General features: G+C 62.5%; 27 protein-coding genes. 15 read left to right on the top strand and 12 right to left on the bottom strand.

The features are described 5' to 3' along the window. The first annotated feature begins 114 nt into the window (after nt 1–114). Both gdhB and F7R90_RS08290 read left to right on the top strand, forming a co-directional pair. Complete coding sequence (gdhB, locus tag F7R90_RS08295; RefSeq protein WP_158056827.1) at nt 115–1,416, top strand: glutamate dehydrogenase GdhB; 1,302 nt, start codon at nt 115–117, stop codon at nt 1,414–1,416. A gap of 57 nt (nt 1,417–1,473) precedes the next feature. Then, nucleotides 1,474–2,397 (top strand): DUF7351 domain-containing protein, encoded by a 924-nt coding sequence (locus F7R90_RS08290; RefSeq protein ID WP_158056825.1) that lies wholly within the window; start codon nt 1,474–1,476, stop codon nt 2,395–2,397. A 9-nt stretch (nt 2,398–2,406) separates the two neighbouring features. Here F7R90_RS08290 and F7R90_RS08285 read toward each other — a convergent pair whose 3' ends face one another. Both F7R90_RS08285 and F7R90_RS08280 read right to left on the bottom strand, forming a co-directional pair. Then, the gene (locus F7R90_RS08285; protein ID WP_158056823.1) at nt 2,407–3,273 is read right to left on the bottom strand and encodes an HpcH/HpaI aldolase/citrate lyase family protein; all 867 of its coding nucleotides are present in this window, start codon (nt 3,271–3,273) and stop codon (nt 2,407–2,409) included. Nucleotides 3,274–3,339: 66 nt separating this feature from the next. Then, the gene (locus F7R90_RS08280; RefSeq protein ID WP_158056821.1) at nt 3,340–4,500 is read right to left on the bottom strand and encodes an outer membrane protein assembly factor BamB family protein; all 1,161 of its coding nucleotides are present in this window, start codon (nt 4,498–4,500) and stop codon (nt 3,340–3,342) included. Between the two features lie 162 nt (nt 4,501–4,662). Here F7R90_RS08280 and F7R90_RS08275 point away from each other — a divergent pair, with 162 nt between their 5' ends. Continuing rightward, a complete protein-coding gene (locus F7R90_RS08275) occupies nt 4,663–5,130 on the top strand; it encodes a MaoC family dehydratase (protein ID WP_158056819.1) in 468 nt (155 codons plus the stop codon). 195 nt (nt 5,131–5,325) lie between these two features. Here the strand turns inward: F7R90_RS08275 and F7R90_RS08270 are convergent, their stop codons facing one another. The 3 genes from F7R90_RS08270 to F7R90_RS08260 form a co-directional block, all read right to left on the bottom strand. Then, entirely contained in the window at nt 5,326–5,697 is a 372-nt protein-coding gene (locus F7R90_RS08270) for a DUF5658 family protein (protein WP_158056817.1), read from the bottom strand. 230 nt (nt 5,698–5,927) lie between these two features. Beyond that, entirely contained in the window at nt 5,928–7,703 is a 1,776-nt protein-coding gene (locus tag F7R90_RS08265) for an acyl-CoA carboxylase subunit beta (RefSeq protein WP_158056815.1), read from the bottom strand. Nucleotides 7,704–7,771: 68 nt separating this feature from the next. After that, on the bottom strand, nt 7,772–8,644 hold the full coding sequence (locus F7R90_RS08260) for a DMT family transporter (protein ID WP_158056813.1): 873 nt from the start codon (nt 8,642–8,644) through the stop codon (nt 7,772–7,774). Nucleotides 8,645–8,801: 157 nt separating this feature from the next. Between F7R90_RS08260 and F7R90_RS08255 the strand changes: the two genes are divergently transcribed. After that, on the top strand, nt 8,802–9,122 hold the full coding sequence (locus F7R90_RS08255; RefSeq protein ID WP_158056811.1) for a hypothetical protein: 321 nt from the start codon (nt 8,802–8,804) through the stop codon (nt 9,120–9,122). A gap of 6 nt (nt 9,123–9,128) precedes the next feature. Here the strand turns inward: F7R90_RS08255 and F7R90_RS08250 are convergent, their stop codons facing one another. From F7R90_RS08250 to F7R90_RS08240, 3 genes are all read right to left on the bottom strand, one after another. After that, nucleotides 9,129–9,977 carry a class 1 fructose-bisphosphatase gene (locus F7R90_RS08250; RefSeq protein ID WP_158056808.1) on the bottom strand — a complete coding sequence of 283 codons (849 nt, stop codon included), beginning with the start codon at nt 9,975–9,977 and terminating at the stop codon, nt 9,129–9,131. A 3-nt stretch (nt 9,978–9,980) separates the two neighbouring features. Continuing rightward, complete coding sequence (locus tag F7R90_RS08245) at nt 9,981–10,772, bottom strand: class I fructose-bisphosphate aldolase (protein ID WP_158056806.1); 792 nt, start codon at nt 10,770–10,772, stop codon at nt 9,981–9,983. A 146-nt stretch (nt 10,773–10,918) separates the two neighbouring features. Continuing rightward, nucleotides 10,919–11,545 carry a DUF7409 domain-containing protein gene (locus F7R90_RS08240; protein WP_225741297.1) on the bottom strand — a complete coding sequence of 209 codons (627 nt, stop codon included), beginning with the start codon at nt 11,543–11,545 and terminating at the stop codon, nt 10,919–10,921. Nucleotides 11,546–11,731: 186 nt separating this feature from the next. Between F7R90_RS08240 and F7R90_RS08235 the strand changes: the two genes are divergently transcribed. Genes F7R90_RS08235 through F7R90_RS08225 form a run of 3 tightly spaced genes read left to right on the top strand, consistent with a single transcriptional unit; the run spans nt 11,732 to nt 14,015 of the window. After that, nucleotides 11,732–12,526, top strand: a complete 795-nt coding sequence (locus F7R90_RS08235; protein ID WP_158056804.1) for a YqcI/YcgG family protein — start codon at nt 11,732–11,734, stop codon at nt 12,524–12,526. Beyond that, nucleotides 12,520–13,110: a cysteine hydrolase family protein gene (locus F7R90_RS08230; RefSeq protein WP_158058871.1), complete on the top strand. Its 591-nt coding sequence runs from the start codon at nt 12,520–12,522 to the stop codon at nt 13,108–13,110. The genes F7R90_RS08235 and F7R90_RS08230 overlap by 7 nt, the downstream gene beginning before the upstream one ends. A gap of 44 nt (nt 13,111–13,154) precedes the next feature. Continuing rightward, nucleotides 13,155–14,015 (top strand): 3-hydroxyacyl-CoA dehydrogenase family protein, encoded by an 861-nt coding sequence (locus F7R90_RS08225; RefSeq protein WP_158056802.1) that lies wholly within the window; start codon nt 13,155–13,157, stop codon nt 14,013–14,015. Between the two features lie 35 nt (nt 14,016–14,050). Here F7R90_RS08225 and F7R90_RS08220 read toward each other — a convergent pair whose 3' ends face one another. After that, nucleotides 14,051–15,103: a phytoene/squalene synthase family protein gene (locus F7R90_RS08220; protein ID WP_158056800.1), complete on the bottom strand. Its 1,053-nt coding sequence runs from the start codon at nt 15,101–15,103 to the stop codon at nt 14,051–14,053. Nucleotides 15,104–15,293: 190 nt separating this feature from the next. Between F7R90_RS08220 and F7R90_RS08215 the strand changes: the two genes are divergently transcribed. Continuing rightward, a complete protein-coding gene (locus F7R90_RS08215; RefSeq protein WP_158056798.1) occupies nt 15,294–15,542 on the top strand; it encodes a hypothetical protein in 249 nt (82 codons plus the stop codon). Here F7R90_RS08215 and F7R90_RS08210 read toward each other — a convergent pair. Beyond that, entirely contained in the window at nt 15,539–16,819 is a 1,281-nt protein-coding gene (locus F7R90_RS08210) for an MFS transporter (protein WP_192498440.1), read from the bottom strand. The two genes, F7R90_RS08215 and F7R90_RS08210, sit on opposite strands and share 4 nt — an antisense overlap. 112 nt (nt 16,820–16,931) lie before the next feature. On the opposite strand from F7R90_RS08210, the gene F7R90_RS08205 reads away from it, so the two are divergent. Then, the gene (locus F7R90_RS08205) at nt 16,932–17,297 is read left to right on the top strand and encodes a winged helix-turn-helix domain-containing protein (protein ID WP_158056794.1); all 366 of its coding nucleotides are present in this window, start codon (nt 16,932–16,934) and stop codon (nt 17,295–17,297) included. Nucleotides 17,298–17,567: 270 nt separating this feature from the next. After that, complete coding sequence (locus F7R90_RS08200) at nt 17,568–18,710, top strand: acyl-CoA dehydrogenase (RefSeq protein WP_158056792.1); 1,143 nt, start codon at nt 17,568–17,570, stop codon at nt 18,708–18,710. A 27-nt stretch (nt 18,711–18,737) separates the two neighbouring features. On the opposite strand, the gene F7R90_RS08195 is transcribed toward F7R90_RS08200, so the two are convergent. Continuing rightward, nucleotides 18,738–19,013 carry a helix-turn-helix transcriptional regulator gene (locus F7R90_RS08195; protein WP_158056790.1) on the bottom strand — a complete coding sequence of 92 codons (276 nt, stop codon included), beginning with the start codon at nt 19,011–19,013 and terminating at the stop codon, nt 18,738–18,740. A 106-nt stretch (nt 19,014–19,119) separates the two neighbouring features. Between F7R90_RS08195 and F7R90_RS08190 the strand changes: the two genes are divergently transcribed. The 4 genes from F7R90_RS08190 to F7R90_RS08175 all read left to right on the top strand — a co-directional run bounded on the left by F7R90_RS08190 (nt 19,120) and on the right by F7R90_RS08175 (nt 20,787). Next, nucleotides 19,120–19,521: a VOC family protein gene (locus tag F7R90_RS08190; RefSeq protein ID WP_158056788.1), complete on the top strand. Its 402-nt coding sequence runs from the start codon at nt 19,120–19,122 to the stop codon at nt 19,519–19,521. Nucleotides 19,522–19,578: 57 nt separating this feature from the next. Then, nucleotides 19,579–19,854, top strand: coding sequence for a DUF7111 family protein (locus tag F7R90_RS08185; RefSeq protein WP_158056786.1), 276 nt, complete (start codon nt 19,579–19,581; stop codon nt 19,852–19,854). A 66-nt stretch (nt 19,855–19,920) separates the two neighbouring features. Beyond that, entirely contained in the window at nt 19,921–20,514 is a 594-nt protein-coding gene (locus F7R90_RS08180) for a class I SAM-dependent methyltransferase (RefSeq protein WP_158056784.1), read from the top strand. Between the two features lie 63 nt (nt 20,515–20,577). After that, nucleotides 20,578–20,787: a ribbon-helix-helix domain-containing protein gene (locus F7R90_RS08175; protein ID WP_158056782.1), complete on the top strand. Its 210-nt coding sequence runs from the start codon at nt 20,578–20,580 to the stop codon at nt 20,785–20,787. A gap of 1 nt (nt 20,788) precedes the next feature. On the opposite strand, the gene F7R90_RS08170 is transcribed toward F7R90_RS08175, so the two are convergent. After that, on the bottom strand, nt 20,789–21,202 hold the full coding sequence (locus F7R90_RS08170; RefSeq protein ID WP_158056780.1) for a hypothetical protein: 414 nt from the start codon (nt 21,200–21,202) through the stop codon (nt 20,789–20,791). A 182-nt stretch (nt 21,203–21,384) separates the two neighbouring features. Between F7R90_RS08170 and F7R90_RS22710 the strand changes: the two genes are divergently transcribed. Further along, nucleotides 21,385–21,519: a DUF7503 family protein gene (locus tag F7R90_RS22710; RefSeq protein WP_267905113.1), complete on the top strand. Its 135-nt coding sequence runs from the start codon at nt 21,385–21,387 to the stop codon at nt 21,517–21,519. Nucleotides 21,520–21,524 lie beyond the last annotated feature (5 nt).

The raw sequence follows: 21,524 nt of genomic DNA, 5'->3' as shown, positions 1-21,524 counted from the left end.
GCGACGAGTCAGTGCTGGCGCGAGTTAGGGTTTCGACGGTGGCGCGAACGCGCCCATCGGTGACCCAGACGCCGCGACGACTGCTGTCGGCCGAGCGATAACCCACTCAACACTATGTCTACAGGAAGCCTCGAAGCCAACGAGTCGAACGGGAGCGACGGTGAAACCGAAGAGCCAGAGACTGCGCTCGAAACCGCGCGTCGCCAACTCGAACACGCGGCCGCCAACCTCGACGTAGAGGACGGCGTCATCGAGCGATTGAAACACCCGACGACGGTCCATCGAGTCGCCGTCCCGCTCCGGCGCGACAGCGGCGAAGTCGAAGTGTTCACCGGCTACCGCGCACAGCACGACGACGTTCGCGGCCCGTACAAGGGTGGCCTGCGATTCCACCCGCACGTCAGCGAACAGGAGTGTGTCGGACTCAGCATGTGGATGACGTGGAAGTGTGCCGTGATGGACCTGCCCTTCGGCGGCGGCAAGGGAGGTATCATCGTGGACCCGAAAGACCTCAGCGAAGGCGAAAAAGAGCGACTGACTCGTCGATTTGCTGAAGAGCTACGAAAATTCATCGGCCCGAAGAAGGACATCCCCGCGCCGGACATGGGCACCGACTCCCAGACGATGGCGTGGTTCATGGACGCCTACTCGATGCAGGAAGGCGAGACGATTCCGGGCGTCGTTACCGGGAAGCCGACGGCCGTCGGTGGGAGCGAAGGCCGTGAAGAGTCGCCCGGTCGGAGCGTCGCCATCATCGCCCGCCAGGCCGCAGAGTACTACGACTACGACCTCGAAGAGACGACCGTCGCCGTCCAAGGGTTCGGCAGCGTCGGCGCGAACGCCGCGCGACTGCTCGACGATTGGGGCGCGAACGTCGTCTCGGTCAGCGACGTGAACGGTGCGATTTACGACCCGGACGGCTTGGACACCCACGCGGTTCCGTCCCACGAAGAAGAGCCAGAAGCCGTCATGAGCCACGACGCGCCCGAGAAACTCTCGAACGAGAAGATTCTCGAACTCGACGTTGACATCCTCATCCCGGCGGCAATCGGGAACGTCATCACGGCCGAGAACGCCAACGACGTGGAAGCTGATATCGTCGTAGAAGGCGCGAACGGCCCGACGACGTTCGCCGCAGACAGCATCCTCGAAGAGAAGGGCGTCGAGGTCATTCCGGACATCCTCGCGAACGCGGGCGGCGTCACCGTCTCGTACTTCGAGTGGTTGCAGGACATCAACCGCCGCAAGTGGTCGCTCGACCGCGTCAACGAAGAGCTAGAGGAGAAGATGCTCTCGGCGTGGGACGACGTGCGCGAAGAAGTCGAGGCCGACGACCTCAGTTGGCGCGACGCGGCGTACACCGTCGCGCTCTCGCGTATCGCAGAAGCGAAGAGCGTTCGTGGCCTCTGGCCGTAGAACGCCACTGTCTTTCCTAGCAGTTGTTATTTAGGCGTCGGGAGCGAACGCGGTCGCATGACCGATGCCGACGACGTGACGAGCGAACGTCTGTCGCCCGAGGAGGCGTTCGAACTGCTGGCACACGAGACGCGATTCGGTATCCTCGAAGCCCTGAACGAGGCGGCCGACAGTCCGCTCGCGTTCAGCGAACTTCGAAGGCAGGTCGGCGTCCGCGACGCCGGACAGTTCAACTACCATCTCGGGAAAATCGACGGTCAATTCGTTCGCAGTGTCGGCGACGGTGACGACGGCACCGACAACGACGAGGCTGTCGGCGACAGTGGGTACGAACTCACCGCCGCAGGGAAGCGAGTCGTCGGAGCCGTTCTCTCTGGAAGCTACTCACAACGGTTCGACGCCGACGGGATGGCGACAGCGGCGCCCTGTTTAGAGTGCGGAGAACCGATGAAACTCAGATTTCGGGACGGCGGCGTCAAAATTACCTGCCCTGACTGCGGGGATTACACGGACTTCGACGTGCCGCCGGGCGTCTTCGAAGCGTGGCCTCGGGAGGAGATTCCGAGCGTCGTGGACCGGTGGCTCGACAGGATGCACTGGAGCGCGGAGAAGGGATTCTGTCCGAACTGCGACGGCCGCTTCGACCGGTCGGTCCACGCGGCGACGGACGACGACGCGCCAGAGTGGGTCCGTGGCACCGACTTCGAGGCTATCGTCGCCTACGGGTGCAGACGATGCGGAGACAGTTGGACTACCGTCGTTCCAATCGTCGTCCTCACGCATCCCGCACTCGTTGCGTTCCACTACGAACACGACATCGTCCTGCGGGAGACGCCCCCGTGGGACCTCGATTGGCTCAGGCCGCCGATGGCGACGGTGGCGAACGAGCGACCGCTTCGCGTCGAAGTTCCGGTCACCATCGCGGACGAGCGGCGCGTGTTCACCTTCGACGAGACGCTCGACGTAGTCGAAGAGCCGTGAGTTTCGCCGCTATTCTTCTGCCGCCCGCGCGTACTCCATGACTCGTTCCGCCTGCGCAATCAGCGGCGCGTCTATCATCTCGCCGTCCACGCGGAAGACGCCGCGGCCCTCTTTGTCGGCCGCTTCTTTCGCGTCCAGCACGCGCTCGGCCCACTCGACACGCGTTTGGGCGGGCGTGAACGCCTCGTTAATCGGCGCGACCTGTCCAGGGTGAATCGCCATCTTACCGTCGTATCCTAACTCGATGGCGAACTCCGTTTCGTCGGCTAATCCCTCGGTGTCTTCGATGTCGGTGTAGACCGTGTCGATTGCATCGACGCCCGCCGCGCTGGCCGCGAGGACGACGTGTTCGCGCGCGTGGAGGACTTCCGTTCCTTCTCTCGTCCGGGTTGCGCCGATGTCGGCCGCGAGGTCTTCAGCGCCGAACACGAGGGCATCTACCTCGGGGACGGTTGCGATTTCCTCTGCACTGAGGATTCCCGCGGCAGTTTCAACGAGCGCGAGAATCGGAACTTCAGCATCATGCTCGTCCAGCAAGCGTGCCAACGTCTCGGCGTCGTCAGCCGATTCGGTCTTCGGGAGCATCACCGAGTCGAGCGTGTCGTTGGCGTCGCCGCGCTCGCCCCCATCGAGGAATCCATCTAAGTCGTCGTCTGCGGCGATACCAGTCGGATTGACGCGCACGCAGACCTCGCAGTCCGGGGCGAATTCGGGGTCGGCGAGCACTTCGTTAACCGCGGCGCGTGCCTCGGCTTTCCGGTCGGGAGCGACTGCGTTCTCCAAGTCGAAGACGATGACGTCCGCGCCCGCTCCGGGTGCTTTCCGCAGCATCTCCGGTCTGTCGCCGGGCGTGAACATGACACTTCGTCGTGGCATGGTCGGCCAGACGCGCTCCGGCGGTTTAACGATGGCCGGAACGGACTCGCAGAAAAAGCGCCGTCGTCACGAATCGACGGCGTACACCGTCCCACCACAGTCGGCGACGTACACCGTCCCACCTGCGACGACGGGAGACGCGACGATTGCGTCCCCGACCTGTACGTGCCACGCGACTGTTCCCGTCTGCTTCCCGACCGCGTAGAGGTCGCCTGCGTCGTTGCCGACGTAGAGTACGTCGCCGTCGAGTGCCGGGGACGACCAGACTCGTTCCCCGGTATCGAAGCGCCACTGTTCCGTGCCGTCCGCGGCGTCGAACGCGTAGAGGTTCCCGTCGCCGCCGCCGACGTACACCGTTCCATCGGCCACCACGGGCGAGGACCAGATGTCGGCGTCCGTCGTGACGTGCCACTGCTCGCGGCCCGTCACTGCGGAAATAGCGTAGAGGCGGCCGTCGTCTACCGTCCCGAGGTAGGCGGTTCCCGAAGCGACCAGCGGAGACCCGTGAACTGCGACGGCGGGCTTGAATCGCCATCGCTCGCGTCCATCAGCGCGGTCACGGGCGTACGCGCCGCCGTCGAGGCTGGCGAACAGGAGTCGTTCACCGTCGAGTGCGAGCGAGCAGGGCGCTCGCCCCGCGTTGCGGAAGGTCCGTAGCGGCGCGCCGTCTGCGGGGTGGAGGGCAGCGACCCGCCCGTCGTCGGCCGCCACGTAGACGGCTTCCTCGTCGGCGACCGGCGAAGCCTCGATGGCGTCGGGCGCGTGGTATCGCCAGCGTTCGTCTCCCGTCCCGGTATCGATTGCGAACAGCGTTCCGGCGTTCGTTCCGACGTACGCGACTTCGTCCCCCACGGTCGGGGCGGTCACGCGGCCGCCCGAGTGGAACGTCCAGCGAGTCGTTCCGTCGTCGGCGTCGAGGGCGTACGTGCAGCCGTCCGCACAGCCGAGGTACAGGGTCCCCGAATCGACCGTCGGTTCGGTCTCGATAGGACCGTCGGCTCGGAAACGCCAGCGGATTCTATCGTCTTCGGACGACCCAGAGTGGGCGTCGCTGACAGTGGTCGAACGCGACCGCGACGATACTTCTTCGCGGGCGTTCGACAGACCTCCGGCCGAGGGCGTCTCGCCCCACGGTGACTCGACCGCTTCGTGTCCGGTGGCAGAGCCAGCGCGCTCACATTCCCCCTGTGGCGTCGCCCACTCGAACCGGGTTGCGTCCTTAGACATGTGTAAATCTCGACTGTGTCTGACTGCAAGCACAGTTAGTCAGCAAATACGCTTTGTTATGGGTGGCATAACGCCGGATTTCAACGCTGATAACGAACTCAAACAGTCCCTGTCGTCCCCGAATCGGCGGGGTTTTTTGCCACCCGGAACGTCGTCTCGGCCATGAGTGGCCTCTACTACGAGGAGTTCGAAGTCGGCCAGACTATCGAACACGAGAAACGCCGAACTATCAGCGAGTCGGACAACCAGCAGTTCTGCGACATGACGATGAACCAGCAACCGCTCCACCTCGACGCGGCGTTCGCCGAGGACACGCAGTTCGGCGAGCGACTGGTCAACGGACTCCTCACGATGAGCCTCGCCGTCGGCGTCTCGATTCCCGACACGACGGACGGCACTATCGTCGCCAACCTCAGCTACGACGACGTAGAGCATCCGAACCCGGTGTTCCACGGCGACACCATCCGCGCCCAATCGACGGTCACGGACAAACGCGAGACCAGCGACGGCGAGCGCGGCATCGTGACGATGAGAGTCGAGGCGTTCAAAGTGAACGGCGGTGACGAGGACGAAACCCTCGTCTGCGAGTTCGAGCGGACGGTGCTGTCGCTGAAGCAGGAAAATCAGTAGCCAGTCGAGTTGGGGTCATGCGGTTCGGCGCCGCTGGCGCGCCGACTGTGGTAGTCTCACAAGTATCAGAAGACGCGAGAAATCCGCGCGCAAAGCGTGCGGATTTCTCTGCGTCCATTTTTTCATCGACGTTTTTCAAGGAGCGGTGGCCGAGCACGCAAGCGCGCTGGCCACCCGACGCAGAAAACGGTTGGTTCAGACAACCATCGTGACCAGCGAGAGGTTGATGAATACGGCCGCCATCCACGGCACGGCGAGTCCCGCAGGGACGAGCAGGACGTAGCGTTCGGGGAGCAGTTGCCGACAGAGCAGTCCGACGCCGATTGCGAACAGTTTCAGTGCCCCCATCGCGGCGAAGCCGAACTGGTGCATTGCGGCGCGGGCGACCGGGTTCGACTCTGTCAGTCCGACTTTCAGTCCGTAGTAGGTCGTCACCAAGTCCCCGACGAGTGCGACGGCGACGAGTGCCCATAGGGCGCGCTCCCAGCTACCGAGGGTCCCGGCGGTGTCCGGGAACGCGTGCGTTACCTTACTGCGAATCAGCGATGGTTGTCCGTCCGTGCTCATGATGGAGTTCCGTGCTGGCGCTCGACTGCGCCTCGTCACGTCTCCACAGAGGATAGCTCGGTGTATTGTTATAGGGCTCCTTAGCCTTCGACGCGGGAGATTAATCGGTCTGCTAGTTCGTTTCACCAACGTGTAGCGGAGTGGGTGAAAACTGAACAGAGGACCCGTCTATCGGCCGAAATACCTGATTACAGGGACGGTAAACTGGAACAGACTGTTCCTGACGGTCTTCAGAGAATCGTCCCGTGCTTCTTGTCAGGCAGGTCCTTCTCGACGCCCGCGTAGAACTCGAATCGGTTCTCCAGTTCTTTGCGGAGCGTACTCGGCGGCACCACGTCGTCCACGACCACTTCGCTCGCCATGCGGTGGATGTCGATGTCCTCGCGGTACTCCTCGCGGAGTTCGGCCTCGCGTTCGGCGCGCTCGTCTTCGTCCTCGATTTCGGAGAGCTTTCGCGCGTAAACTGCGTTGATAGCCGCCTCCGGACCCATGATGCCGATTTCACCCGACGGAAGCCCGATGACGCTCTCGGGGTCGTAGGCAGGACCACCCATCGCGTAGATGCCCGCGCCGTAGGCTTTCCGGACGACGACGGTCTGTTTCGGTACCGTCGCCGAGGAAGTGGCGTAGATGAACTTCTTGCCTTTCTCCAAGATTGCGTCCTTCTCGACCTGCGACCCGGCCATGAAGCCCGGCGTGTCACAGAGGTAGAGCAGTGGCACGTCGTAGGCGTCGCAGGTCCAGATGAACTCTGCGGCCTTCTCTGCGGCGTCTGGGAAGATGGCACCCGCGCGCTGTGCTGGCTGGTTGGCGACGATGCCGACCGGACGGCCGTCGATGCGGGCGAACGACGTGATGATCTCCCCACCGTAGTTCGGCTTGAGTTCGAAGTGCGAGCCGTCGTCCACCACGCGCTCGATGACTTCGTTCATGTCGTAGCCCTTGTTCGGAGCTTCCGGAATCACGCCGTCAATTCCCTCGGGCGACTTCGCTGGTGCTTTCCCGTCCGTGACGGGCGGTTTCTCGTCGGCGTTGTCCGGCAGGTACGAGATCAGATTCGCCACGAGTTCACGGGCGTGTTCCTCGTCTTCGGCGACGAGGTCCGCGCTTCCGGACTCCTCTGCGTGGACGTGCGCACCGCCGAGGTCCTGCATGTCGATGTCCTCGCCGGTGACCATCTGGACCATCCGCGGACTGGCGATTGCCATCGCGGACATGCCTTCGACCATGATGGTGAAGTCGGCGAACACCGGGGTGTACGCCGCGCCAGCGATACACGGCCCGTAGAGGACACAAATCTGGGGGACTCTTCCGGAGAGCATCGAGTGGTTGTAGTAGTACTTGCCGATGCCCTCGCGGTTGGCGAAGAAGCCGGTCTGCTGGTCGATTCGGCCACCGGAGGAGTCCATCAGATAGAGGACTGGCTTGCCCGACTTGAGCGCGCGCTGTTGCATCCGGAGGAACTTCTCGACGCCCTTCTCGGCCATCGAGCCAGCTTTCACGGTGAAGTCGTTCGCCATGAAGTGGAGGTCACGGCCCTCGAACTCTGCCGCACCCGTCAGGAGGCCGTCGCCGGGCAGTCGGTCGTCGTTGTCCTCGGAAACTTCCGGACTGTCCGGGTGCCACTCGTCGAAGTTGGCGAACTTGCCGTCCTCGAACAGCATGCCGTCCTCCCCGAACCAGAGGTCGAGTCGGTCGCGGACGAACAGTTTCCCCTTCTCGCCAAGTCGCTCTTTGTACTTCTCGGGACCACCGAGTTCGATTTCCTCGATTTCGTCCCAGAGCGACTCCTCGCGCTCCGTGGGACCGTACTCGTCTTCGGTCTCCGGGGCCGATTTGCTTGCCGACTCTGTTCCCGCGGCAGGAGCGGGACCCTCTCGAACGACGGCCGGTACGTCGCCGTCGCCCACGTACACTTCGACCTCGTCGTGGACGTGTTGGGCGAGTGCCTCCGCGATGGCCGAGGCTTCCTCGTCGGTCGCCCCGTCGCTGATGCGGACCTTCATGTATTCGAATCCGGCCAGCGATTTCAAACAGTTTTCCCTTTGGGATTGGTGGAATTTGCCGCAGGTGCCTAGCCGAGCGCGATGAGCGAGATGCCGACGATGGCGACTGCGCCTGCGACCAAGCGGAGCGCGAAGCGGTCTTCTCCGAGCAGGACCCCGCCGAGAACGACCGCGACGATTGCCTGTGTGTTGAGAATCGGCGAGACGACACTCGCCGGGAGAACGGCGAACGCTTGGGACATGGTGTGAGTACCGACGGCCACGAAACCACCCACCACGACGAACTTCGGGAGTTCTCCGGCGAAGTCGGCGGGCCACTTCCGAATTGCGCGGGGAACCAGCGCCGCCGCGACCCCACCAGTGTAGACGAGGACCCAGATGTCTGGGCGGAAGCCCGCACCTTGGAGGAGTACTCGCGTGCCAACGTCTACGCCGCCGTAGAGCGCCGCGCTTCCGAGTGCAAGTTGCGCAGGGCGATACGTCGCCGCGCGTCGAATAGGCGCGAGCAGTTCGGTGCCCTCGTAGTTGGCGAGGTAGACGGCGAGCGTAGCGAAGCCGACGCCCGTAATCTGTGGAATTGTCAGGTTCTCGCCGACTAGTAGTACCTCCAGCGGGAGTGTGAACGCCGGAACGAGCTTTCCGAGCGGCGCGACGTACGACACGTCGCCGACCGAGATGGCGCGCAGGAGGGCGACGTACGCCACAGCGCTGGCGAGCAGGACGAACGCAGTGAGCGCCAGCACTGAGAGATTCACCGTCTCGACGGGCGGCCCCTCGGCCGGGGCGAACAGTACGACGGGAAGGTACCACAGGACAGCCGCCGTGTTGGCAGTAACGACGACCACGGAGGGTGGATACGCCGAGAAGTAGCGCTTGAGCGCGAAGAGATACCCACCCCAGACGAGCGCCGAGAAGACGGCGAATGCGATTCCATCGGCCACAGGTTCGATTTATCGCGGCGTGGGATGAATCGTCCGGTACCGTCAACTGAGAACGACCGCTTCCACCATTCTCGAACTACCCGATACCCTCACCCTTGCCTACGACTTTGACATATCCTGCCACAAACTGAAACTCGTGTCTACCGAACCTCGTCGCATGTCGATGCAGACGTACACGCTCGTGGTCTCTGAGACGGACGCCAACGAGGGTATCGTCGGGGAGGTGTACAACGAGTCGGGGACCATCGAGGAGTCCGTCGGTCTCGAATACGAAGAGTTCGGACTCACCGCGATACGCGACGACTGGAAGCCACAAGAGCGGCGAACGCAGGTCAGTGCCGACGTGACGACGCTGAATCTGGAACTTCGGCGGACCGAGGGTGCCTTTGAGTTCCGACTCCTCGGGGATGCGAGCGATGAACTCGCCGTCGAGCGAGTGGCGGACGCTGACTGGAAAATCGCAGAAGTAGGTGAATAGCGGGTCCTACGCGAACGTCGATTCTAACCGTTCTATCAAGGCTTCGTTGCCGAGATACAGCGGCGTCCGTTCGTGCAGTCCTGCTGGTTCTGCCTCCAAAATCGACTGCGTGCCGTTCGAAGACGCGCCGCCCGCGGCGTCTAAGATGTAGGCCATCGGATTAGCCTCGAACTGAAGACGAAGCTTTCCTTCGGGCCGCGACTCCAACTCGGGATAGCCGAAGACGCCGCCGTAAGTCAGCACCTGGTTCACGTCGCCTATCATCGCGCCGCCGTAGCGCAACTTGAGTTCGGCTTCGATTTCGCTCGCGTAATCGGCGAATCGGTCGGTCCAGTCGGGGACGCGCCCGCCGAATCCGTAGACGACCGGCTCGTCGGGGAGCGTGAGGTCTTCGGTGACCGTTCTCTGCGTCCCGTCGTTTTCGATGACGAATTCTGTCACTTCGTCGTCGCGTGCGACGACCATCGTCGTAATCGGCCCGTAGAGGACGTAGGTCGCCGCGACTTGCTCGGTGCCCTTCGCGGGCAGTTCGGCGTCGTAGATTCCGAGGACAGTGCCCATCGAGTTGTTCGACTTGAGATTCGACGACCCGTCGAGGGGGTCCACGGCGACTGCGTAGTTCCCTTCCCCTGCGTCGATGACTCCTTCGCGCTCTTCGCTGGCGAACTGGCCGACGCCGTCGATTGCCGTGAGGCGCTCTTCGAGCAGTTCGTCGGCCCACACGTCGGCGGCCATCTGGGTCTCGCCGCTGGGGTTCTGCTCGTCAGCCTTACGGCGACGGCCCGTGAGACCGCCCCGAATCTCGGGGGCACTGCTGGCGACTACGTCGATAATTTCGGCGACTGTGTCTCCCATTCGTTATTCGAGGGCTTCGTCTGCGGTCGCGTCTTCGAAGATGACCTTTTCGAGCGCGTCGAGGAGCGACTCGGGGTCGTCGCGCTGCCAGACGTTACGGCCGACCGCGAGACCTTTGCCGCCAGCGTCCATGACTGCCTCGACGCTGGAGAGGAACTCGTAGTCGCTGACCTTCGACCCGCCGCTCATGACGACCGGCATGTCTGCCGCGGACTTCACGGCCCACTCCATCGACTCGCGGCTACCTGGGTACTTGACCTTCGCCATGTCCGCGCCGATTTCCAGCGCGATTCGGGTCGCGTAGGCGATAGTACTCTCTTTCGTGTCGTTCTTCAGACCCTGTCCGCGCGGATACGACCACATGACGACCGGCAGGTCGTGGTCGCGGTGGGCCTTCTCCTGCACGTCGCGGAAGTCCTCGTACATCTTCGGTTCGTGGTTCGACCCGGAGTAGACGGTGTAGCCGACGGCGTCGGCACCGAGTTCGGCGGCGTAGTCCACCGTCCAGTTCTTCGGCGAGTACGGTTCGCCCATCCAGAGGTTGCTCGTGCCGTTCAGCTTCGCGAGGAGGTTGACCGAGTCGTCGTAGGAGGGGTAGTATGTCTCGGCGACGCCCTTCTGAACCGCCAGCGCAGTGACCGCGTCGTGCGTCGCGGTTTCGAACACTTTCTCGGGGTTCAGCGAGTCCGGAACCGAACTGAAGTCCGCAGAGGGACCGTGTTCCAGACCGTGGTCCATAGCGAGGATGAGAGACTTGCCGTCGCGCGTTACCGGTGAGTCGGAAAGCGGTATCATTCGTTTCCAAATCGGATAACCACGCATAAGAGTTTACTGGTCATTGTGAGAAATAGACCCAAACGTTTAGCACGTGTTTTACGGTGAAGAACCCCGGTGAGGGAATGTAAACGAACCCTAAGGATTACTACTCAGATAGTAAAAAGTCAGGCGATGTCCCGGGCCGCGTTCCACCAGCGAGTGACGCGCTCCTCGTCCAGCTCTAGCGAGTCGGCGACGTGTTCGGGGTCGGCGGTCGCGAGGCTTCGCACGGAGGTGATGCCGCCCTCCGCGAGCGTCTCGGCGATGCTCTCGTCGATGGACTCGACGTCCGTAATCGGGTCGGGCTTGCTCCGTTCGCGCCACGCGGCCTCTGCCGCTTCGGCGGCTCCGCTCCCGTCGGTAGTCGCTTTGCCGGTCGGGGTCCAGTCACCGTCTGTCGTCTCGGTGGTCTCGGGTTCTGCGTCCTCCCAGTCGCCACCACTTGCCGCGACCCACTCGCGCTCGCCGTCTTGGAGGCCGCGGACGTTGGTCGAGCGACGTTCGAGGGTGTCGTCGCTACTCTCGAACGACCACGACAGGGAGTGTTCCCTGCGAATTTTGGTCGCGATTCCGGCGTTCACTCCGGCCTCGATCAGCATCTCGTAGGAGACGGTCTTGTTCGTGATGCCGACCGCGTCGAACGGTGCGTCCGCGAGTACCTCCGCGGTCGCTGGACCCACCCACTTGATGTCTGTCAGTGCTTCAGGGTCGTTGGGTTCTGTTTCGTCTTCGTGTTCGTTCACGGGCCTCACCAGCTCAATTCGGTCTCACACTAACATGGCTTCAATGTTTTGCAAGGGGTGGAACAACAAAAAGAGGTCTCGGTCCCGTCATGTCTGGTGATTTTCCAGGAACGTATCGAAAAGAAGAGAAAAACGACGACGAACGAACTTCGCCGACAACGAAAGCGATAGAGGCACCGAACCGAAACGTCCTGTATGAACGAACCGGGTCTGGACGCGCTCCTCGACCAGTCGGCCGTCGAACGGCGGGTCGAGGCGGGTACGCTACCCGCCTGGGCCGTCGCTCACTACGAGAGTTTCCACGAGGGAATCCTCGGCGAGCGAAACGACACGCCGTTCCCGTGTTACTTCGGCGTCGAGTCCGAGCGCGAAGGGTTAGGACTGTACACCTTCTGTGAGTCGATGACCGACAAAGACGCACTGCTCGCGCTCGGTGAGACGCTCGGGGAGTATCTCGACACGTATCAGGACCACAGCGAGCGAGCGCCGCTGACCGTCTTCTTCCGACCACCGGAGGAGCAGTTGACAGAGTCGGAGTACCACGAATCGATGTGGCACGTCCTCCAGTTCCTGCACGTCCACGACCCATCGCCGTGGCCCGAGGAGATTCCGACCGACCCGGACGACGAACACTGGGAGTTCTGCTTCGGCGGCACGCCAATGTTTCCAACCTGTCGCGCACCGTTCTACGAGGACCGCAAGAGTCGATACTGTCCGGTCGGTCTCGAAATCACGTTCCAACCGCGGGACGTGTTCGATGGCGTCACCGCCGACACCGACAAGGGTCAGCGCGCACGCGAAATCATCCAAGGGCGACTAGAGAGCTACGACGGCGTCTGTCCGCACGCAGACCTCGGCGACTGGGGCGTCGAAGGCGACCGGGAGTGGAAGCAGTACCTCTTCTCGGAAGACGAATCGCAAGCCCCCGAGACGTGTCCGATTCGCGTGACCAGAGAACACCCCAAAAGCACCTTACTGGTGGAATCGTGAGCCTCGAACTACCCGCCGACGCGGTCCTCCTGCTGGTGGACTTCCAGCAGGGCTTCGAGGACGCAGGATGGGGCGACCGGACCAACCCGGACGCAGAGGCACGCGCCGCCGAGCTGCTGGACGCATGGCGGAAAGACGACCGACCGGTCGTCCACGTCCGCCACGACTCGACCGAACCGAATTCGCCGCTTCGCGGCGACGAACCCGGATTCGCGTTCGTGGACGAACTCGCTCCCACGGGCGACGAACCGGAGTTCGTCAAGCGCGTCAACAGTGGTTTCATCGGCACCGAGTTAGAGTCGTGGCTCCGCGAGCGCGACTACCAAACTGTCGTCGTCGCGGGATTGACGACAGACCACTGCGTTTCCACGACGACGCGGATGGCCGAAAATCTCGGATTCGACCCTATGGTCGTCTCGGACGCGACGGCGACGTTCGACCGGAAGGTCCCCGCCGGGGAGTCGAGCGAACCGAGTGAAACTATTTCTGCCGAGCAGAACCACCGCGTCGCGCTGGCGCAGTTGCAGGGCGAGTTCGCCACGATTGTCGAGAGCGGGGACCTGCTAGACGCTCTGGAAGCCTGACTCGCTTCGGTACCCTTACCACCCGAGCGCAAGAATTGCGAGTCATGGTACGTACGCTTTCGGACATCGACAGCATCGGCGTAGTCGGCGCAGGCACGATGGGAAGTGGCATCGCGCAGGTCGCCGCCCAAGCGGGCTACGAGGTGACGATGCGCGACATCCAAGAGGAGTTCGTCCAGAACGGCTTCGACACCATCGAAGGCAGTCTCGACCGCTTCGTCGGCAAGGACAAGATGAGCGACGAAGAGGCCGAAGCCACCCTCGGCCGAATCACTGGAACGACGGACCTCGCGGACCTCACGGACTGCGACATCGTCGTGGAGGCCGCAGTCGAGGACATGGACATCAAGCAGGACATCTTCGCTGACTTGGACGAGACGCTCCCCGAAGACGTAGTCCTCGCAACGAACACCTCTACCCTTTCCATCACGACCATCGCGAGCGTCACCGAGCGCGAAGCACAAATCGTCGGCCTCCACTTCATGAATCCCGTGCCTGTGATGAAGGGCGTCGAAGTCGTGGTCGGCGAGAAGACCGACGACGACGTGACCGCGCTCGCCCACGAACTCGCCGAAGATCTCGGCAAAGAGACGTGGGAGTCCGACGACAAGCCGGGCTTCGTCACGAACCGCATCCTCATGCCGTGGCTCAACGAGGGCATCCGCGCCTTCGACGAGGGCGTCGCCACGAAGGAGGACATCGACAAGGGCATGAAACTCGGTACGAACGTCCCGATGGGACCACTCGAACTCGCAGACCACATCGGCCTCGACATCTGTCTGGACGCCAGCGAGACGCTCCACGAGGAACTGGGCGACCGCTACAAGCCCGCCTACCTGCTCAAGCGCAAAGTTGACGCGGGCGACCTCGGAAAGAAGACGGGGAAGGGCTTCTACGAGTACTGAACGAGCGAGTTTGTCGTCTTCCTTCTATTGCGATTCTACGCCCGGTGAAACGGTTGTTCAGAAATTATCGACCGAATCTCCGCGACTGCATCCCGGTCTGCCTCTGCGGCGAACGCCGCGATGACTGCGTGGACTTCCTCCCGAGTTATCTTGATGCCCGCCTCTCGAAGGGCGTCCTCCGGTCGCTTGGCGACTTCGCGGAGCGTGCCAACCGCGAGCAGATACGGAATCGCCCACGCCGCGAGCGTGTTGCCGTGTGCGAGCGGCACCGTTTCGAGGTACGTCTGGGCGTCGTCGGCGTAGCTACGAGCGCGGTCGGCAGTGCGGGAAACGACAGAAGCCGTCTCGGACTCGTTTTCGGGCGTACAGACTTCCTCGGGAGAGACACCTTCGGCGCGGAGCCACGACGCCGGAAGGTAGACGTTGTTCTCCTCGTGGTAGTCTGCGTACACGTCCTTAGCGATGTTGACGAGTTGGAGCAGGCGACCGAACGACTCGGCGTGGTCGTACAGCATGCGCTCGCGCTCCGGGTCCACGTCGCCGCGACAGGCGAGATTCGTGATGAGTTCGCCGACGGTGCCCGCGACGTAGTGGCAGTACTCCTCCAACTCGGCGGGCGTCTGGATGCGAAGCCCTTCGGTGTCTGCGTAGCGGTCTACGAACGTCGCCATACCGTCTACCATCTCTCGAACCGGTCCGCGGACTGCCTCTCGAATAGTGGGAGGTTGGGCTTCGAACGCGCGGAAGACGCGCTCGGATTGGGCGACCACGTCCCAGTCCTCGGTTCGGTCGTCTGGGACCCACTCCTCGACCTCGCGGCCGAACGTTCGGGCGGCCGTCTCGTCGTCGGGGTCGAGAACCTTGTCGTACGTTTCGAGGAGACGCGCCTGTTCGTCGGCGGGGATGTGTCCAGCGTCTTCGACCGTATCGGGGACTCGACAGAGGAGGTAGCCGACGCAGATCGCCGACGCCATCGGCTCCTCCAGTACGTCGATAGTAATCGCAAACGTCCGCGAGACGCCTTCTACGGCATCAAAACACCACTCGACTTCGGCGGCGTCTCGCTCGCTGGGAGGCTCCGTGTCCATTGATTTTTAGCACCTAAGGACCCGAGACGGAAAAGCTTGAGCAAACACGCTGTATTTTTCGTCGTTCCGGGGGCGACGGGTTTCCTGTCTGACGACCCATTGTCTCGACTATCGACTCCCCTCGACGCGTTCGCGTCGCTTCGTGTCGTCCGGCCGAACGCTTATCCCGACCGCTCTCCACAGTTCGGATATGCCACCGAAACCCCCGACGCCGCTCGACGCCGCGAAGGTCCTGTTCGGCGCACCCGCAAATCTCCAGAAAGGCGGCCTCAACTCCCTGTCGCTGCTCGCGCAGGCAGGTCTCGCCATGCACAGAGGGCGACCGAAGCGGGCGTTCCTCCTGCTCGGCATGGCCAGTGTGGCGCACAAGCACAAGAAGCTCTCGTGGGCCTTCCAAGGCGCGCTCGCGGCCGACGACCTGCGCCGAAAGCTGTTCTAAGCCCGATAAAATTCTCCAGACGCAACTTCGGTCGGCGGTCCAAATCGCCGCAACGACGGTATCGCCAGCCAGTAGCCTGCCATCAACACCGACCCGAGCGCGCTGGCGAACATAACCGAATTACTTCCGAAACGGGTGCCTGCGAGACCGCCGAGCAACATGCCTGCCGGGAGGACGAGACTCGTCGCGCTTCCGACCACTGCCGACACGCGACCGAGCAAGTCGTCCGGAACGCCCGTCTGAAGCGTAGCCGACACCGAGACGTTGTAGACGCCGAGCGGGACCCGCGAGGCAGCGAACAAGGCGACGGTAAGCAGTCGTCCCGGCAGGACGACTGCGCCGGCCCACGCGAGTCCGGAGACGACGAGCCCTGCGATAGTCGTCCGACCGAGCGGGTACCGGTCGAAGAACGACGCGAGGACTGACCCGGCGACGGTCCCGACGGTCATCCCCGCGAGGAGCAGGCCGTACAGCTCTGCACCGCCAATGCCTTCGGCGAAGGCAGGGAGCACCGCGAGTGCGACGCCGGTCAGGAAGTTGGCGAACAGACTCGCGACGAGCATCCGGCCGAGGACGGAGTCTGCGAGGAGGTCCAAACCTTCTCGCAAATCCTCGACGTAGCCATCGAAGTCGAACGCGTCGGCGTCGGAACTCCCACTCTTCTCGCTCTCCCGCGCTGGAATCGACAGCGACCCCAGCAGAATCGCGGCGAGGACGAAGGTCGCGGCGTCTACGAGATAGAGCGCCACCCCACCGATTGCGGCAATCAACACGCCAGCGACGCCGCGTGCCGTGGCGTCGCTGGCTTTCGTGACGACTTGCCCGACCGAGTTCGCCCGTACGAGTCGTTCGTCCGGCACGATTCGCGGGATGGTCGCATTTTGCGCAGGCCCCGAGAAGAGGTTCGCCAGCGCGAGCAGTGGCATGACCGTCAACACGACGACGACGTTCAGGTGGCCGAACGCGGCCGCTATCGGGACGAGTAGGACGAGCGACGCTTGTGCGAGTTCCGAGAGCGTGAGCGTCCGACCGAGCGGCGCGCGGTCTACGAGCGGTCCGACGAAGACCTTCAGGATACCGGGTGCGCGGGAGAGAAACCCAGCGAGTCCCGTGTACGCCGTCGAACCGGTCATCTCGTATACTAACCACATCGCCGCGACACTGTACAGTCCATCGCCGAGGACGCTTACGGCGCGTCCCGCGAGCAGTCGGCGAAACTGGCGATTTCGTAGCACTGCCACACGACTGCGCGCCGCGTCTGCGAACCCGTAACTCATCGTACCGGAAATCGACTCCCGAGAGCGACTTGAGCGTTCGGCGAACTGGAGTTCTCTAATCTGCTCGACAAATTCCGCGGGATTGATAGTCCCGACCGGACGAACCTGTAGTATGTCGAACTCGTCGGAGGAGTTGACCGACGCCCTCGAAGTACTCGGCAACGAGATTCGCGCCGACATCCTTCGGGAACTCTCGGAGACTGACGATGCGCTCACGTTCACGGAACTTCGAGAAGCAGTCGGCATCCGCGACACTGGAAAGTTCAACTACCACCTGACGAAGCTCTGTTCGTACTTCGTCCGCGAGACGAAGGGTGGCTACGAACTCGGCCACGCCGGAACGCGAGTCATCGCGGCGGCCGACCCCGAAATCGCTCGGGGGTCGAGCGCCGAGGCGGAAGAAACGGAGACTTGTCCGGTCTGCGGTGCGGAGAACTGCGAGAAGCTGTTTCACGTGCATCTGCGCTCGCCGTGGTGAGCAAACCGAAGGTTTGCGAACCTCGCCGGAAATCCGGTCTGGCGGCGGTTTGTCGAACGTAGTGAGACAAATTTCTCGTTTCCCTATACCTCTCTGGCGGCTACGTCGCTCGCGTCTCGCGCCCCGCTTTGAGGGCCGCTTCCCTATCACTCAGTGCCCATGCTCCGCGGCTTCGTCGCTCTCCATCGAGGACCAGTCGAGACACTCCGTGTCTCTCCCGCCCCTCGTAATAAGGGAAAACTAAAGGCCCAACTCGCGCAAGTTTTGCGCATGGACTTCACCCTCTCCGCCGAGCAGAAACAGATTCGCGACATGGTCGCGGAGTTCACCGACGAGGAAATCAAGCCGCGAGCGGCCGAAATCGACGAATCAGACGAGTTCCCTGCGGACCTCGTAGACGAGATGGCCGACCTCGGCCTGATGGGCATGCCGTTCCCCGAAGAGTACGGCGGTGCGGGACTGGACTACCACTCCTACGCCATCGGTCTCGAAGAGATTTCGCGCGGTTCGGGCGGCCTCGGCACCATCGTCGCGGCCCACACCAGCCTCGCGGGCAACATGCTCTACGAGTTTGGCGACGAGGAGCAGAAGCAGGAGTACCTCACGCCGCTCAACCAGGGCGACGACATCGGCGCGTTCGCGCTCTCTGAGCCGGGCGCAGGGAGCGACGTTCCGGCGATGGATACGACTGCGGAGAAAGACGGCGACGAGTACGTCATCAATGGGGGCAAGCTCTGGATTTCGAACGGCTCCGTCGCGGACACGGTGACCGTCTTCGCCAAGACAGACCCCGACGCTGGCAACAAGGGTATCTCCTCGTTCGTCGTCCGACCCGAAGAGGACGACGGCTTCCACGTCGAAGGCACGGAGAAGAAACTCGGCGACAAGGGCTGTCCCACCGCAGAACTGCGTTTCGACGACATGCGCATCCCCGAAGACCGTCTGCTCGGCAACGAGGGGCGTGGCTTCGTCCACGCGCTGAAGACGCTCAACGGCGGCCGCATCACCATCGCCGCGCGCTCCATCGGCCTCGCGCGCGCCGCGCTGGACGACGCGCTGGAGTACTCCCAAGACCGCGAGCAGTTCGACCAGCCTATCAGCGAGTTCCAGACCATCCAGCACAAACTCGCCGACATGGACACCAAGGTTCAAGCCGCGAAGATGCTGATGCACCGCGCCGCCGACAAGAAGATTCGCGGCGAGGACTTCATCAAGAACGCCGCCCAAGCCAAACTCTACGCTTCGGAAATCTCCCGAGAAGTCGCCAACGAAGGCATCCAGATTCACGGCGGCTACGGTTACACCACTGACTTCGACGCTGAACGATACTACCGAGACGCCAAGCTCAACGAGATTTACGAGGGCACCAGCGAAGTCCTGCGGAACACGATTGCGAACGAGTTACTCGAATAGTCGAACTACCCCCTGAGTCCTTTCCTGTCACTCCATCTTCTCGCGCAACCACTCGAAATGCTCCTCGACGCGTCGCTCGCCCGCTTCCGTCAGCGCGTAGGCGTCGTAGATGCCTTCCGTCCTCCTTTCCACGAATCCTTTCTCCACTAACGAATCCAACCCCGCGTAGAACGACTGGGAGTCGATATGCGTCTCGTAGTGTGCTTCGAGGGTCGTCTTCAACTTCTGCCCCCGAAGCGGACCACTGTCGTACAACAGGGCACAGAGGTCGCGGCGACGACCGCTCTGGAGCCACTTCGTCATGGTCGTGGCGAAGTTCGGAGGGAAGTCGTCTCTTTCGGTCCGGTTCAGTTTCGCTCCGGACGTGGGTCGGATTTTTACCTTCTCCGCACGCGCGTCCACTCGAAACATGAGTTTCACGGGCCTCACGCACGCGACCATATTGGTAGACGACTACGACGAAGCACTGGACTTCTACGTCGAGACGCTCGACTTCGAGAAACGGGAGGATGAAGAAATGCCCGAGGGTGGCCGGTGGGTCACCGTCTCGCCGACCGCCGACGAGGAGTTCCCACAGTTCGCGCTCGTCGAGGCCGATACCGACGAGAAGCGCGAGCGAGTCGGGTCGCAGGTCGGCGACCACGTGCTGTACGTCCTCACGACCGACGACTGTCGCGAGACGTACGAGACCCTGCGCGAGCGCGGCGTCGAGTTCCACGGCGAACCGTCGGAGGTACCGTGGGGTATCGAAGTGACGTTCGAAGACTGCTACGGCAACGTCTTCGACCTGCTGGAACCCTCCGAAGGGTAGGCCAGACCGAGAGAGCAAACCGGTAGCTTCGACTATCGCCGACTCGAAGCCTCGCGCATGACCGACAGCGAGGCCACCGCGAATGGAGTCACCGCCCGCTATCACGAGACCGAAACCGAACGCGTCCTCGAATTCGAGAGCGGCGGCGCGACGGCCGCCATCGCCCAGAACGTCGAGGGCTACGCGATGCTGAAAGTACGACCGAGCGCAGACGCCGACGAACTCGAACGCTACTACGGGTTCGACATGGCGCTCGACCACGCCGCCGAACTGCTCGGGGTCGCCCCGAACGACCTCCCCGTGCCGGACGACGCGGCCGACATGGGGATGTAAGCGTAGTGCAGGAAGACAGTAGGACGATGGAAAGGTACTTCCAGCAGAGTTCACTCGTTTAGAGTAATGGGAAAGTTCCAAAACACTGGCTTGCCGGACTGGGACTGGTGGGGAAAACTGTGGCCAGCCCCGAGTGAAACGCTCCGAGAACTTGGAATCAGTTCCGGAACGACCGTCGCCGAAGTCGGGTGTGGCAACGGCTATTTCGCACTTCCTGCGGCACGGATTACAGCCCCCGAACCAGTGTACGCACTCGAACTGGACGAGACGCTCGCCGACGAACTCACGTCTCTCGCGGACCTACAAGACGTCGAGAATGTCGAACCGATTGTCGGTGACGCTCGGTCGCTCGCTCGACACCTCCCGGAGACGGTCGATTTCGTCCTGTTGGCGAACGTGTTCCACGGCGTCGGCAACACCGCCGGACTCGTAGAGCAAGCGTTCGACTCGCTCGATTCGGGCGGGCGATTCGCCGTCGTCAACTGGCACGATATGCCCCGCGAGGCTACGACCGTCGCAGGAAGTCCGCGAGGACCACCGACTGACCTCCGGATGACTCCCGAGGAGACCGAGTCGGCAGTCCTCGAAGCGGCGGACTTTACCTTGCAACGACAGGTCGAGTTACCGCCGTATCACTACGCGCTTCTGTTCGAACGATAGGTCGCTCGTCTTGGTATCGGCGAGGGCACAACATCTATCCCGTGGGGCGTCCCATCTCCAACTATGACGGAGTACACGACGGTGTCGATTCCGAAGGACCTCGCCGACCGCGTGGACGAGACCATCGAAGGAACGAGTTTCTCCAGTACGAGCGACCTCGTACGCTTTCTGCTCCGTAGTATCGTCATCCAACACCAGAAAGAAGGCACGCTCACCGAAGCGGAGTTCGACGAGATTACGGGCCAGTTGCGCGAACTCGGCTATCTAGAATAGCTCAGACCAGCGATTCTGTCGGCGGTTCCGCGTCTACGATTTCCAACGATTGGCGACGCCCTGACCGGTCGAACGCCGCTAGAGAGGACTCGTCCCACGGCGGCACCGCTACCAGCATCGCTTCGTGGAGGTCGTCGGTCCGGTCGATACCTAGATTACCATCGGGATGTGTGATGAACCGTCCCTGCGTTTGTCTGGCAGGGATAGAGAGGTCCATACCGAACACCGCGGTTATGGAACCGCCAGTGTCCGGCGGGTAGAAGTGCGTAAACACGGGCACGCCAGCGGGAACGTCTACGTCGCCGTCTAACTCGTCGGCAGAAGTCACAGCCAACGAGACAGTCAACGACTCGGGTTCTGCTTCTGCGGCGAGTTCGAGCAACGCCTCGACGAGCCCGCGAGTGACGTAGACCACGACTGTTCTTGGGTCCGTCTGGCTTTAACGTCATCGCCCCTTCGACTGTCAAACAGCTATCCCACTACGTAATGAATTATAATATAGGAGATCGTACCAGACCGTAAGTCCGTTTCTGACAGTATTATGTCTAAAATATTGTAAAAAACTTTATATTTGTGTGGGCATAAGCAACAGTTGTCATGCAAGAAGGCAACCTCACGACGTATCTCCGAGAGAACCCGCGAATGATGGGCGTGCTATTTACGATGCTGTTGCTACTGACACAAGCAGGGAACACGACTGCGGCTCACGCTCTGGTCACTCACGGACCGTGAAAGTC

The organism is Halorussus halophilus, assembly GCF_008831545.1.
Lineage (GTDB): Archaea > Halobacteriota > Halobacteria > Halobacteriales > Haladaptataceae > Halorussus > Halorussus halophilus.
Note: the sequence above shows the minus strand (reverse complement) of the source record. Positions and strands in the feature narration are given on the sequence as shown.